The organism is Dyadobacter luticola (genome assembly GCF_005860805.1).
In the GTDB taxonomy this organism is placed as follows: Bacteria; Bacteroidota; Bacteroidia; order Cytophagales; family Spirosomataceae; genus Dyadobacter; species Dyadobacter luticola.
Window position 1 is genome coordinate 1,925,084 of the sequence record NZ_VCEJ01000004.1, and the last position, 14,022, is coordinate 1,939,105.

Annotated in this window: 14 protein-coding genes; 8 read left to right on the top strand and 6 right to left on the bottom strand. The window is 48.7% G+C overall.

The features are described 5' to 3' along the window. Positions 1 to 48: 48 nt before the first annotated feature. Positions 49 to 633, bottom strand: coding sequence for a DUF4142 domain-containing protein (locus FEN17_RS18720; protein ID WP_138366832.1), 585 nt, complete (start codon positions 631 to 633; stop codon positions 49 to 51). Between the two features lie 102 nt (positions 634 to 735). Continuing rightward, the gene (locus tag FEN17_RS18725; protein ID WP_205748173.1) at positions 736 to 1,965 is read right to left on the bottom strand and encodes a BamA/TamA family outer membrane protein; all 1,230 of its coding nucleotides are present in this window, start codon (positions 1,963 to 1,965) and stop codon (positions 736 to 738) included. Positions 1,966 to 2,004: 39 nt separating this feature from the next. On the opposite strand from FEN17_RS18725, the gene FEN17_RS18730 reads away from it, so the two are divergent. From FEN17_RS18730 to FEN17_RS18755, 6 genes are all read left to right on the top strand, one after another. Then, positions 2,005 to 2,832: a DUF2306 domain-containing protein gene (locus FEN17_RS18730; RefSeq protein WP_138366834.1), complete on the top strand. Its 828-nt coding sequence runs from the start codon at positions 2,005 to 2,007 to the stop codon at positions 2,830 to 2,832. Between the two features lie 18 nt (positions 2,833 to 2,850). Then, positions 2,851 to 3,876 carry a sensor histidine kinase gene (locus tag FEN17_RS18735; protein ID WP_138366835.1) on the top strand — a complete coding sequence of 342 codons (1,026 nt, stop codon included), beginning with the start codon at positions 2,851 to 2,853 and terminating at the stop codon, positions 3,874 to 3,876. Then, a complete protein-coding gene (locus FEN17_RS18740; protein WP_171037968.1) occupies positions 3,876 to 4,577 on the top strand; it encodes a LytR/AlgR family response regulator transcription factor in 702 nt (233 codons plus the stop codon). Before FEN17_RS18735 ends, FEN17_RS18740 begins: the two co-directional genes overlap by 1 nt. Positions 4,578 to 4,735: 158 nt before the next feature. Further along, complete coding sequence (locus FEN17_RS18745) at positions 4,736 to 7,111, top strand: ABC transporter permease (protein ID WP_138366837.1); 2,376 nt, start codon at positions 4,736 to 4,738, stop codon at positions 7,109 to 7,111. A gap of 139 nt (positions 7,112 to 7,250) precedes the next feature. Then, a complete protein-coding gene (locus tag FEN17_RS18750; protein ID WP_138366838.1) occupies positions 7,251 to 8,159 on the top strand; it encodes an SDR family oxidoreductase in 909 nt (302 codons plus the stop codon). A gap of 21 nt (positions 8,160 to 8,180) precedes the next feature. Next, on the top strand, positions 8,181 to 9,104 hold the full coding sequence (locus FEN17_RS18755; protein ID WP_138366839.1) for a helix-turn-helix domain-containing protein: 924 nt from the start codon (positions 8,181 to 8,183) through the stop codon (positions 9,102 to 9,104). A 33-nt stretch (positions 9,105 to 9,137) separates the two neighbouring features. Here the strand turns inward: FEN17_RS18755 and FEN17_RS18760 are convergent, their stop codons facing one another. The 4 genes from FEN17_RS18760 to FEN17_RS18775 all read right to left on the bottom strand — a co-directional run bounded on the left by FEN17_RS18760 (position 9,138) and on the right by FEN17_RS18775 (position 12,183). Beyond that, positions 9,138 to 9,710, bottom strand: a complete 573-nt coding sequence (locus FEN17_RS18760; protein WP_138366840.1) for a Crp/Fnr family transcriptional regulator — start codon at positions 9,708 to 9,710, stop codon at positions 9,138 to 9,140. Positions 9,711 to 9,795: 85 nt separating this feature from the next. Then, positions 9,796 to 10,188, bottom strand: coding sequence for a RidA family protein (locus tag FEN17_RS18765; protein WP_138366841.1), 393 nt, complete (start codon positions 10,186 to 10,188; stop codon positions 9,796 to 9,798). A gap of 37 nt (positions 10,189 to 10,225) precedes the next feature. Next, entirely contained in the window at positions 10,226 to 11,593 is a 1,368-nt protein-coding gene (locus tag FEN17_RS18770) for an amidohydrolase family protein (RefSeq protein ID WP_138366842.1), read from the bottom strand. 89 nt (positions 11,594 to 11,682) lie between these two features. Next, positions 11,683 to 12,183, bottom strand: a complete 501-nt coding sequence (locus FEN17_RS18775; protein WP_229208880.1) for a hypothetical protein — start codon at positions 12,181 to 12,183, stop codon at positions 11,683 to 11,685. Positions 12,184 to 12,468: 285 nt separating this feature from the next. Between FEN17_RS18775 and FEN17_RS18780 the strand changes: the two genes are divergently transcribed. Next, positions 12,469 to 13,497, top strand: a complete 1,029-nt coding sequence (locus FEN17_RS18780) for an ankyrin repeat domain-containing protein (protein ID WP_138366843.1) — start codon at positions 12,469 to 12,471, stop codon at positions 13,495 to 13,497. Positions 13,498 to 13,517: 20 nt separating this feature from the next. Continuing rightward, positions 13,518 to 13,997 carry a DKNYY domain-containing protein gene (locus FEN17_RS18785; RefSeq protein ID WP_138366844.1) on the top strand — a complete coding sequence of 160 codons (480 nt, stop codon included), beginning with the start codon at positions 13,518 to 13,520 and terminating at the stop codon, positions 13,995 to 13,997. The last annotated feature ends 25 nt before the right edge of the window (positions 13,998 to 14,022 follow it).

Consider the following 14,022-nt stretch of genomic DNA (forward strand, 5'->3'; position numbering starts at 1 on the left):
AGGCAACCACGATTGTGGCCGCCTGTTTTCATCCAGCTTTACGCTATCTTATTTCATTTTGTCCAAACTCTTTGCGTGTTCAGCGTGCGCTTTGATCACAGGCAAAGTTTTGTCGACAAAAGCTTTCAATTCAGCATCTTTCAGATCTTTCTGAGCATCTTCGAAAAGTTTCACAGTTTCGTCGTGGTCTTTTTTCATCTGAGAAACATACGCTTTATCGAAATCTTTTCCGCTTTTGCTGCCGAGGTCAGCAGCTGCTTTTTGTTTCTCTTCATTTGGTGCCGAAGGAAGCGTAATGTTTTTGCTGGCTGCCAATGCTTTCAACTCATCATTTGCTTTTGTATGGTCAGTGACCATTTGTTTTGCAAAGTCTTTCACTTTTGGATCAGTCGCTTTTTCTTCGGCGATTTTGCTCAGTGCCACTTCTGCCATGCCGCCATTGGCTGCTTTTACAGCAAAGTCAGCGTCACCTTCTGCGGCCGCGGCTGTTGTGTCGCTGCCAGAGCTATCGGCTTTTGCTTCGTTAGTGCTGTCCGCGTACTCGGTCGTGTCGGTTGCTTCGTTCGATTTGGAACCGCAGCCCGATAACATGGCGATGGTTGCGAGTGTCAAGAATGTTGATGCGATTTTCATTGTAATGTTTTGTTTAAGTGGTGATAAACTATTGCTGCCGGAAGTTCCGCGCAGGTCTCCGTGTTATGTCAAAAAATTATGCCTAAACGACATATTTTCCCACTAAAAAACTTCGCCCAGTGTAAGTTTCACACCGGAGTATCCCTTACTGAAACCATAGTTGAGGGCAATGTTGGTCCCCGATTTCTTGTTCATTTTAATCCGCAGACCAGCCCCGGCTCCCGGATTCCAGCTTAGCAGAAATGTGCTTTTTGGCCCGCTGACGGTATTTGCATTGGCAAAAACAACAAATCCGAGAAATCCATTATTCGTAATGTCCCGCCGGTACTCGGTCTCCACGTACAGCAGGTTTCGCCCGCGAAACCGGTTCTGATCGAAACCACGCCCCGAGCGGTTGTAATCTTCCCACCCGATGCTCGGCAAATCCAGGTAAGGCACTTTGTTGCCAATCACTTTCCACAAGTACGACCACACGGCCAGCATATTCTGCCGCTCGCGGGTAGGGTCGAAGCGAATGTATTTCCTGAAATCGAGGTAAAGCGAGCTCCACTGATTTTTGTTCCCCAGAAAAACAGGATTGAGTCGGTATTGCAAACTCACATAATAGCCGTCCAGCGGATTAAAAGAGTTGTTTCTTGTGTCAAAAAGCGTGTTGAAGCTCAGGCCAGAAGAGTAGCTGTCGATCTTCTGACCCGTACCGTAAGGGTATTTGGTATAATCCGCCAGCAGGGCTTCATCCGCATTCGTCCGGACATTGGCCCGGTAGTCAATGTGATAGCCGACACCCATAAAAAAGCCGCGGGCGAGGCGCTTTAATGCTTGCTGATAAAACCTTATGTAAGAGTAGTTTACCAATAGTTTCTCATCCTGCTTGTACTGCCTTCCGAGTCCCCAGGTGTACTGCGGATAAATCATCAGCCGGGTATCGCCGGTGATAACCCAGCGGTTGCGGGGCAGCCAGATCGACGAGCGGATCGGCAGACCGTAACGCTGTTTGAAATTCCAGTAAGGTGTAAAAGTGACGCGCGAAATGTAGGTATCCGCCCTGTCGCCAAGATAAAATCCGGCTGTTGTGGAAGTGACCAGCGCGGTTCCTCCACCGGGTACCTGGTTGGAAAAAGGCAGGGCCGAAAAATAGACCGATTTTCCTTCGGTTTGCTCGGGTTTCCGGATCCGGATGTGCAGGAGCCGACGCCCCACATCAATCAAATCCAGTAGTTTGTTCGTGTCAGCCCGCACCTTCGTATCCCGTTCCAGCACATTCCCGGGACTTTGCGCGAACAAAGCACCGGAAATTCCAAAAATTAAAACGATCGTGAGGGTAAACTTCAAAGTTTTTGTATCCAATTTATTAGCCTGAATATTCTTAAAATGCCGTGGCTCACCGGGTTGACCGCCACACTTTCCCTGTTCATCGATTTCCGCACATTTCCTGATTTCCTCCAGCTAATTTCGTTTGACCACAAAAATCGCGGCATGAACAGGCTAGCAAAAACCATCCGATTTTCTATTAAAAATATCGTTCTCGCGCTTCTTTCCCTTATTGGGGTGGGGATTGTGCTACGCAGGATTTATGCGCTCTGGCCGGTACTGATGCATACGGAAGAGTTGCCGGTGACTGCGCCGAAATCCAATTCCCCATTCGGAAACCTGGATGATATTTTTGTCGGGCACCCGCTGCTCACGCTGATACATATACTCCCGGCATTGCTCTTCGTGATCTTGGGGCCGGTGCAGTTCAGCCAGAAAATCCGCCGTCGCCATCCGCGCTGGCATCGGTTGAGCGGTCGCGTTTTTGTTATTTGCAGTAGCATTATCGGGCTTACTGGCCTGTGGATGAGCTTTTTTATGCGGGCGATTGGCGGATTTACCCAGGCCGCGGCGACGGCATTATTTTCCGTTTTCTTTCTGATAGCGCTTTTCCAGGCTTTTCGGCATATCCGGGAGCGCAACATTGCCCTGCACCGCGAGTGGATGGTCCGCGTGTATGCGATCGGCCTGGCGGTGGCCACAATCCGGTTGGTGAATGCCCTGTTATTTGCCACCAGCCCTTGGACCGGCCTTGCGCTCGCCGACTTTTTCGGGACCGGCTTCTGGATTGGTTTTGTCGGGCATCTTATCGGTGCGGAAGTTTGGATAAATTGCACCCGCAGCTCTGCGAGAAAGCCGGTTTTATTCCCGGAACATACAGCTGCTTAGGCTTTTATATTTTGCCCAATGACATTTACCCGCAATTCCCGGCTCGCGCTCATCGCATTTCACACCTTGCTTTGGAGCATCTATCTGCTGCTGCCGTACGCGGTTTCTTCCGCTGCCAGTGGTTACAAAATCGGCGTGATGCCCGGCTTGTTTTTTACTTTGGCAGGTTTGATCCACCTGGTTATTTTCTATGTCAATGCGTACGTAATGTATCCCCGCTGGCTCAATCAGCGCTTCTGGTGGCTGTATTTGCTGGCAAGCGTCGGGCTGATCATGTTGTCTTTCCGGTTAAAATATCAGCTGCTGACATCATTGTTTCCGGAAGTGCTGCAAGCGTCCAATGCGGAAAAATTTGTCTTTGGTCCCTCGGTCGCCTTTTTCTTTCTTAGTATCATTTACCGTAACATTCTCAATCAGTTACACGCCCAGCGACAGCTGGCCAGGCAACAGTCTGAGCAGCTGAGGGCCGAATTAATGTTCCTTCGTTCGCAAATCAGTCCGCATTTTTTATTTAATGTATTGACCAATTTAATATCCCTCGCGCGCCAGAAATCCGACAAGCTGGAATCGTCCCTGCTCATGCTTTCGGATCTCATGCGGTACATTCTTTATGATGTAAATGGTCGGAAAATCACACTTGCGCAGGAAATTGATTACCTCAGAAGTTACATCGATTTACAAAAACTCCGGTTCGGATCGGACGTGCCGGTTACCAGTGAAATTGAAATCGATCCTGGGGCCTATACATCCCATATTGAACCCATGTTACTCATCCCGCTGGTCGAAAATGCGTTTAAACATGGCGTGAATGTGCTGGAAAACCCGGAAATCCACATGTACCTTTTTGTTAAAAATGGTCGGCTGGTGTTTCATGTTAAAAATCGGTTTGATGTAAAATCAATTAATCTTATAAATGAAAATCAGGGAATCGGCCTGGCAAATCTCCGCGCGCGTCTGGACCTGCTTTATAAAAATTCCCATACTTTGCTGATTACCAATACTAATAACTGGTTTGATGTCACCCTAATCCTGGATTTACTGTGATGCGTTGCCTGGTGGTAGATGATGAACAACTGGTTCGGGAGCTTTTGGAGAGCACGATCCGGCAGATACCTTTTCTGGAACTGGTAAAATCCTGCAAAAATGCCCTGGAAGCCGCTGCTACCCTGCAAGCCGAGCCCATCGACCTGATTTTCCTGGACATTCAGATGCCGCAGCTCAGTGGCCTTGAATTTTTGCAATCGCTCAGCAAGCCGCCGCTGGTCATTCTGGTCACCGCCTACGAGCAGTACGCGCTGGACGGTTACACCTTTCAGGTAGTTGATTATATCTTAAAACCCTTCCGTTTCGAGCGCTTTCTGAAAGCCTGCAACCGGGCAAATGAATTGTTCCTTTTGCAGCAAAGTGCCCTTTCCTCGCCGGCCGAAAAGCCCTCCGACTTCTTTGTGCCGGTCGAATATTCACAAGTCAAAATCGTCACCTCCGACATTAAATACATCGAAGGCCTGGGCGATTATATCAAAATCTATCTCACCACAGCAAACAAACCCATCCTTACCCGCATGTCCATCAAGGCGATAGAACAGAAACTTCCTGCTTCATCCTTCGCCCGCATCCACAAATCCTACCTCATCGCCCTCCAAAAAGTAACCGCCATCAAGCGCGACACCATCTGCATCGGCGAAAAAGAACTGCCGATTGGGGAAACTTACAAGGAAAATATCGGGCGGATTTTTAGGGGGTGACGATGCGCTCAAATAACTTGCCGCAAGCGTTCTGCCGCACTCGCGAAATGTCCAGTATTGAACAAGATATTTTTTATAAATCATTCATTTACAGCTGGTAAAAGCAGCGGTACGTTTCTTTTGTGATTGGGTTATCCTGGCTAAATGCTTCAAGTCCTATGCTCCAAAACTACTTCAAGATCGCGATCCGAAACCTTTGGAAACACAAGCTGTTTTCGCTTATCAATGTGCTCGGCCTGGGGCTGGCGATGGGTTTTTGTTTTCTTCAACTGGTTCAGGTTCAGGGTAATTTTGAAAAAGATTCCTTCCATCCTTATCCCGACCGTACTTACCGCATCATTACCGATGCCACGGCGAAAGATAACAAAGTCTATTCGCTCGCATCTTCGCCGGTTCCGCTGGCGGAAAAGCTTGCGGGCAGTCAGAGCGTCGTCGAAAAGTCGGCGAGGGTTATCCGGAATTTTGGCGGAAACCTGAATAATGGTATCAAAACACTCCGGGTGGATGGTATGTATGTCGACCCGGCTTTCTTTGACATATTCGGTTTCAAGCTGGCGAGCGGAAAGCCCTGCACCGAGCCGCGCACCGTGGTGCTTTCGCCTGAAACGGCCGAGCGGTTTTTTGGAAAAGCAGATCCGGTGGGCAAAACATTGACCCATCCCGAGCTGGGCATTTTCACCGTTTCCGGGGTTTTCGCCTCCATCAAACCATTTACCACGCATTTGAAATCCGATCTGGTCCTCTCGATGTCGACTTACCAGGAAGTGAACAAACACGCTTTTGACGAAAACTGGCAGGATTACAATACTTACACATTTGCACTTTTAACAGAAGGAAGCAGCCAGGCCGCATTAAACCAGGCACTCGATAAGATCGGTAAAGAAAACAGCAAGCTGGTCAAATTCAAAGACATTAAAGGACACACTTTCCGTAGCCAGTTGTTGAAAGACGTTCCGCTGGATACCGAAGGTTTGCTGAACAATCCGTATGTAGAGCCTTACTGGAAAATGGGTGTGAGTCTGCTGATCCCGCTGACTGTCATTTTGTTAGCGGGTTTTAATTATGTAAACCTGACTTTGACGCGCTCCCTGAGCCGAGGCCGGGAAGTGGGCGTGAGAAAGGTGGCGGGCGCCAAACGCTGGCAGCTGATCTCGCAGTTTCTGACCGAAACGGTCGTCATCGCATTTCTTGCTTTGGGGGTGGGCTACATTGGTTTGGAGATTTTCAAATCGTATGTGCATGTGGGCTGGCTGCAGTATGAGGTGCAGGATACCAGCACATTGTGGATTTCCTTCATACTATTCGCGCTGTTGACCGGCATTTTTGCCGGAATGTTGCCAGCCAGGATTTTGTCATCTTATGAACCTGCGCAGATCATTAAAGGTGAGCTCGCGCCGATGGGTGTTGGAAAAATCGGCTTCCGTAAGTCGCTGGTCGTCATTCAGTTTGTTGTCGCGCTCGTCTTTATGACTTTCACCGGCATTTCCAACAGCCAGTTTGACTACATGGCGACGGACAATGAAAACTTTAACCGGAAAGGGATTTTGAATGTTCCGGTAACGTCGGGAGATTACAAGATTCTGGCGACGGAAATGTCGAAGCTGGCGGATGTTGAAAAAGTGGGGCTCACATCAGCTACCTTGAATGATGGCGCCGGAAAGGCGAAAATCAGCAACATTGGAGAAAAAGGTCAAAAGCTTGACGCCCAGGATACTTACATCTACGCAACGGACGCCAATTTTATTGATAATATGAAATTGAAATTCGTGGCAGGAGGTAATCTGCCCGAAACGATCGGAGATACCACCGGGCATTTTGTGGTGTTGAATGAGCGTGCCGTGAAAGTGCTCGGGTACAACAATCCGGCGGAGCTGGTAGGCCAAACCATCCGGCTGAATGAAACGAATGTGCAGGTGGCCGGTGTGATCCGCAATTTTTGCTTTATGCGCTACGAGCTGCCCGTCGCACCGCTCGTGCTGGCGTATGATCCGCGTGAGATTAAAGTGCTGTCGCTGAAAATCTCGGAAGGCGCTGATAATAAAAATGTTGAAGCAGCTTTGAGCAAAATCTGGAAGAAAACGCACCCGGGAGAATCGTTTGTGTACGCGTGGTACGAGCAGCAGCTATACGAAGATTACGCCGAAGGAGGCGACCAGCGATTTACGAGCGTCATTGTGTTCATTGTCTTTATCATTGCCGGTATGGGCCTGCTCGGGATGGTAAGTTATACGACAGAAAAACGTACAAAAGAAGTCGGCGTCCGCAAGGTTATGGGGGCCAGCGTGGCCCAGATCATGCTTTTGCTCTCATCCGGTTTTGTAAAGCTGATCCTGGTCGCATCGGCCATCGCCATGCCGCTGGGCTACTTTTTAGGCGGGCTTTTCCTGCAAATTTTCACTTATCACACCCCGTTGGGACCGGCGGTTTTCTTCAAATGTCTTACCAGCCTGGCCCTGATCGGACTGATTACTATTGGTGTGCAGGCATACCGCACTGCGATGACCAATCCGGCGGATACACTTCGGGCGGAATGACGGGTTTTTATTTTCCGGGAACATTCATCCGCATTTGAACTCGCGTCTTGTCCGGTTTTGGCTAAACCAAACGCTGATTTGGATAAGTCCTGCCAGGCAAAGCAGCCGATCTTTGTAATACCAAAAACAAAGATCAATCATGAAAATATTCGTCACAGGGGCCACAGGCTTCATAGGTACTGCCATCGTGCAGGAATTGTTAGACGCAGGTCACCAGGTTCTCGGGCTGGCGCGGTCGGATGCATCTGCCCAAAAACTGACCGACGCAGGTGCAGAAGTGCATCGGGGCGACCTGGAAGATCTGGAAAGTTTACGCAGCGGCGCCGCAGCCTCAGATGGGGTAATCCACGCCGGCTTTATCCACGATTTTACACGTTTTGCGGAGGTTTGTGAGGTCGATAAAACAGCCATTGAGACGATCGGAAACGTGCTGGCGGGCTCTGATCGTCCGTTTATCGTCACTTCCGGCACGGCACTGGTGAGTCCGGGAAGCCTCGCCACCGAAGACATCAGGCCACCGGCCAACCCGGCCTGGCCGCGCGCCTCCGAGCAAACCGCCGACACCGTAGCTGCGCTGGGCGTCCGGGCTGCTGCTATCCGGCTTTCACCCTCGGTGCATGGCGACGGGGATACCTATGGTTTTATACCCATCTTGGTCAATACCGCGCGGGAAAAAGGGGTTTCGGCTTACATTGGCGACGGACAAAATCGCTGGAATGCAGTACACCGCCTCGATGCGGCACATTTGTACAGACTGGCGATTGAAAATGCGGCTTCACAAAATGCGGATAGTTTGGCGGAGCGTTTTCATGGTTCTGCCGAGGAAGGTATCACCGTAAAAGCCATCGCAGAAGCCCTTGGAAAGCAAATGAACCTGCCGGTGGTATCCATCACACCCGAAGCTGCCGCCGAACATTTCGGGTGGTTCGCCCACATGGCTGCGATCGATTGCCCGGCATCGAGCACCCGGACGCGGCAGGAACTGAACTGGCAGCCAACACATTCTACTCTGCTGGCCGACATTGAAAACGGTGTTTATACTAAATAATCCTTGTAATTTACTGATCCTATGAACAGTAAGCCGCTTTATCATTTCAAGACGATCACCGAATATCACCGGGCCGCAGGTTTGCCAAAACCTGCGCACCCGCTGATCAGTGTGGTGCACATGGAAGACCTCACCAGGCCGCTGGGCGAAAGCTCGTTCAACCTGATCTACGATTTTTATTCGATTTCAATGAAAAGGGTGAAAAATGGCAGATTCAAATACGGCCAGCAGGCCAGTGATTTTGATGAAGGTGTACTATTTTTTATGTCGCCAGGCCAGGTTTTCGGGATGGAACTGGAAAAAGGCGGAGTCGTACACCGCCCCGAAGGCTGGATGATCCTGATCCACCCGGATTTTCTGTGGAATACTTCTTTGGCCAAAACCATCAAGCAGTACGAGTTTTTCAGCTACTCGGTTTACGAAGCGTTGTATTTGTCCGACAAAGAAGAAACCATGCTTACTAACATCGCGCAAAACATTGAAAATGAGTACCACGCGAACATTGACCGGTTTAGTCAGAATGTCATCATTGCGCAGTTGGAATTGATGCTGACCTACTCCGAAAGGTTTTATCAAAGACAGTTTATCACCCGCAAAATCGCCAGCCACGAAATACTTTCCAAGCTGGAAAATCTGCTGGGCGACTATTTCAAAAGCGGCGCCCTCGCCGAAAAAGGCCTGCCCAGCGTGACTTACATTGCCGATAGTCTCAACATTTCACCCGGCTATCTCAGCAGTCTGCTCAAATCCCTGACGGGCCAAAACACCCAGCAGCATTTACACAACAAGCTCATCGAGCTGGCAAAAGAAAAGCTCTCCACCACCAATCTCACCGTCAGCGAAATAGCCTACGAGCTCGGTTTCGAGCACCTGCAATCTTTCAGCAAAATGTTCAAAACCAAAACCAGCTTTTCGCCCCTGGAATTCCGGCAGAGTTTTAATTAGCAACATGGGAATTTAGAACTGCTTTTGAAACAACTATTTGTCATTTTTTACCTTGTTGCGGTACCTGCTCAGCGTTTCTCTGGTGATACCCAGGTAACTCGCAATGTACTGCAGTGGCACCCGCTTGAAAATTTTAGGATGTTCTTCGATTAAGGCACGAAAGCGTACTTCCGGCAAATCTTTCAACAGCGCGGCCTCTCGTTTTTCTGCTCTCACAAACTGGTCTTGTGCGATAATTCTTCCCAACTTTTGCCAGGCCGGTACATGGTCGTACAAATAAATGACATCAGGATAATTCAACTCTATGAGCTGCGTTTCCTCCATCGCCTGAATGTTCAGGGTAGCGGGTTGTTGTGAAAAAAAGCTCGCAAAAGAACCTATAAGCCCATTTTCAAAGACAAAATCTTTACATACCTCCCTGTCTTCCAATTGATAAAAATACCGGACGCTGCCTTTTTCAATAAAAGCAATGCTTTTACAAACATGGCCTTCCTGAAGAAAAAACGCGTTTTTCTTAATTGTGCGCACATGCAGGACTTTTTCCAGTTCTGCTTTTTCCTGAGGGGTCGGATTAATGAGGCGTTCAATATTAAACAGTACGCGCATAAAGTCAATTTCTTAAGCGGCTGGCATTAATGCATGAAGGCTATCAACCGGGCGTTTTTACTATTCCCGGTCGATGAAGCCGGATCTAGCCTACAATGGTGGCTTCAATCTCAACTAAAAGTCCCGGATAAGCCAGCGCTTTCACCTCCACCAATGTGCTGGCAGGCTTGCATTGCTGAGCATGAAACCACCCAATTACTTCGCCGTACTCTGCGAAAAAATCTGCTATGGAAATTGTGTAAAAATTGACGCGCACGGTGTTTGAAGTCTGGTATCCCGCTTTTTCGATCACCTTGTGCAGATTTTGGAAAGCTAACTGAATTTGTTCTTTCATATCTCCTGCAACCGGCGCTCCTTCGACATCGATAGCCGCCTGGCCGGAACAATAGAGTGTCCCGTTGTTATGTTTGACTTCTACGGCTTGGGCGTACCCGAAATTGTCTTGCCAGCTCCAGGGATTAATGGTGTTTGTTTTCATGACTAATAAAATGGAATGTTGAAAAATATATAAAAAACTAGACTGAGGTCATCGACGTCACCAGCGTCTGTTGGTAAATGTGCTCGGCAGACTCCGATGCCTGCTTGCGAAGTGTGGAGAGATCGGCATGTAATAGCCGGCCGTTTCGCTTCACCGCTTTTCCGGCCACAAATACGGAATCAATGTTACCGGCATGCGCCTGGGTAGCGATCGATGCGATCGGGTTGTTTACGGGCCACATATTCAATGATTTAGTATCAATTAAAATCAAATCCGCGTGTTTTCCGGGTTCCAGCGAGCCGGTTTTGTGATCAAGATGCAGCGCTTTTGCACCGTTAACCGTCGCCCAATGTAATGCGTCGGTGATGGTATGCGGAATTTGCTGAGGCATTTCTCCTGTATTCAGGATTTCCTGATTGGCCAGCGCCCGCGCTGTTTGCAAGGCAATGCGCATTTGGGTAAGCATATCGCCACCCGCTCCGGTCACCACGTCGATGCCCAAAGCAGGCTGGATCCCCCCGCGGATCGCATTGCCTGTCGCCGGAAAACCGAGGCTCATCTGCATCTCCACCTCAGGTGTGATCGATACCGAGCAGCCTTGGTCAGCCAGAAGTCTGAAATCATCGACCGTCAGGAAATTACAATGTGCAAAGTTCAGATCCGGGCCGAGCAATTTTGCGTCTGCCAATTTTTTTACAGCCTCATATTTGCCGGCAAATGTGCCGCAGCCGACGTGCATGGAGATGGGCAAACCCAGTCTGCGCGCAAGCTCAATGTCGTGGCGGGTTACTTCAAAAGCGGAATATTCTGGTCCCCGGATTGCCAGGGCAGGCGTTACCAGCTGATCGGCGGATGAGAAATGTTGTTTCAAAATGCGCTCAATATCAGCAGGATGGTTGAGCTGGCTCTCATAAAACCATTCCCAAACCGATGTCCCAGGCGTGCCATACCCGAACACCGCTCGGATACCCGAGTCTTTCAATCCGGCAATCGCCATGTCGGCGTGGTCGGGGCTATTCATAACGTGCGACCAGTCCATCACCGTGGTAATTCCGGCGTCCAAAGCTTCCAGCGAGCCGAGTAAATTGGCTGTGTAAACATCCTGCGGGCGGTACGAGGGCGCCAGCGAACCGAGAATGTGCTGCAGGTACTCCATCAGCGAATAGTTGCCAGCCGCTCCGCGCACCAGACTTTCCCAAACGTGACGGTGCGTGTCCACAAAGCCCGGCATAACGATCATCCCCGAGGCGTCTACCACCTCGCAGTCCTGATCCACGTCCATATCTTTGCCGATGGCCGTAATCACTTCGCCGGTAATCAGCACATCCGCCGACCGAAAAATTTGCTGCTCGGCATCCATCGTCACCACGCAGCCGCCTTTTAAAAGTGTTTTGTTGTTGTTCATGACTAATTGTTTAAGTAATTGATTTTTTAGACAATGTTTTTCCACCCGATATTTCGGTCGGCTGAAATTCCGGTATCATTTTTTGAAGATTACATGCTCTTGTACTTGGCCATAAGCCAGGATTCGGCCTGCGAAAGTGTCTCGAACAAAATGGTCGGCACTAATCCTGAATTCATCTGGTGCAAGGCAACCGACGACATTTTAGAGAAAAGATCGGGTGAAGTGACGCTGAGATTATACCTTAAACCAAATTGGTAGCAAAATGGAAACATCTCCTTTTCAATCCATTCTACCACACCGATCCAGGCGCCTTCGATTTCCTTGGTGTCGTGCACGTGAAATTTGCATTTCCGCAGCAGCCCCTCTTTTTGCTGCCAATCCATCATCTTTGAGGACGCCAACTTCACTTCCTCCTCTGTGGAGTATCCCACCCATTTCATCAACAGGTAGTTCTTATTAGGCTCGTAAGTCAGTACCGCATATACTTCTCCGGCCGCGTTTTTTAATTTTTCGATGGTTGCCACTTGTTTTCTTTCTACCTGTTTAAAAGTAGTAAAAATCGGCGCGTGGTAGGTTGCGGGAGAAGTCATGGCTGCGGCTTTCTTTGTTTTTGTTGATACAAAGTAAATAGCCGTAGCGGGTGGAAACATTTGATTTAAATCACAAAAAATCATTTCAAAACCATTCTTTCAAAATCAGACGCACAACTCTATAACTAACAGATCATTGCCAAAACCCGACGTCCAGCCCTATTCCCAACCTTCGTCTACCTTTTGTATACCTCTTTTCCCCTGCTAAAAACCTCTTGTATACCTGCGCGATAGCGGCGGGGGAATGCGGGTAGGTAACTTTGCGTCAGATAAATTTCAGAACTGATGCACCCTTTGATTACCAAAATTTTGTGGGCCGTGATGGGCCTGAATGTTATCGCGCTGGTGGTAGTGGCGATTGCTTTTTTTGCCAGCACCGCCGGCCGGAATGTGGACACCATGGAGTCGGGGTGGATGGCGATCTTGTTCATTGCCGGCGTGGTTGTGATTGCGCTTGGCGCTGCTTTTTTGCATTTCGGGAAGTCAAATTTCAGCCTGATTATGTCCGGCTTTTTTGCTTTTCTACCGCTGGGTATCCTCTTGTCAATTCTCGCTTCCAACTACCTGCCCAGCTTCAAGCGGAATTTGAGCATGGCTGAATTTTACTACCAGGATAAATCCCAAAGAAAAATTGCCGAAGCTATTGAAAATGGGGATGTGGCAGCTGTAAAACAGTTGATCCAGGGCCAGGAGCTGAATATCACGGGCACGCCTCACAAAGACGGCGACAGTCTCAACTACCTTCAATTTGCGATCCGCCTCCGCAGTACCCCGACCGAAAAATTTCAGGAAGAGCCGAACCTGGCGATCATTAAAATGCTCATCGCGGCAGGCTCAAATCCAACTTTGGCGCTTCCGGAGGGGATCAGGCGGTTGCCGCAGGACGTTATTAGGCTTTTGCTCGATGCCGGTGCCGACCCGAATACCCACGGTTTTGTTAAGTCCGGACCGCTGCTTTTTGAAGCCATCGGGCAAACAAAAACCGAAAATGACATAGCCATTTTACTGGTTCAAAAAGGGGCGAGGTGCAACGTCAGAAACGCGGAGGGGAACACGCCGCTAATGTTTGCGGCATTAAATGCGGGCACGAGCGAACGCTGGCAGGATACCTGGCGGCTGATCCGCTACCTCATCGAAAAGGCAAATGCCGACTATACTTTTAAAAGGCCCGACGGCGTAAGCTTTTCCAGCATTACCCAGAGCATTCATAAAAAAGCAATTGAAGAAAAAGTAATAATGCCGGCCGATTTTTATGCGGTATTGAAAATCATTGAAAATGATCCGGAGCAGAGAATTTCACGAAACACTTTATAGCCATTTAAAAAAACAAAATCATGCGTGACGTTTTCAAAATAATTAAATGGCTGCTTAAATTATTCTTTCTGATTCTCGGCGGCTTGCTGCGCGAAATATTTCATCTTCCGGAAAAGCCTAAACCCGTTAAATTCAATGGGGTGGTTGTTAAGAATAAAAATTTCCATGTTTTCAATAAATCATTTGCAAAAGATCTGACCACCGCTTATTACAAATTGTACGCATTCAATTACGCGGATGTGCCCACATTTGTAGCGCTCGACGAACATTATGCAAAGGACTGCAACCGGGCTTATTATTGTGATGAATACCGGGAAGGACAAAATTATTACCTGACCAAAAAGCAGCGGATTGTTACCATTCACGACATCGATTTTGAAAGTTTTGAAACCCTGGGAGATGGTTATGCAAAGGATAAAAGAAATACCTATTTCAAGGGCAGGTATTTCAAACCTGATCAGGCTTCGACGCCCGTTAATTTTAATCTGTTAAATCATTGAGAAACAACTCAAATCAAACAGATCC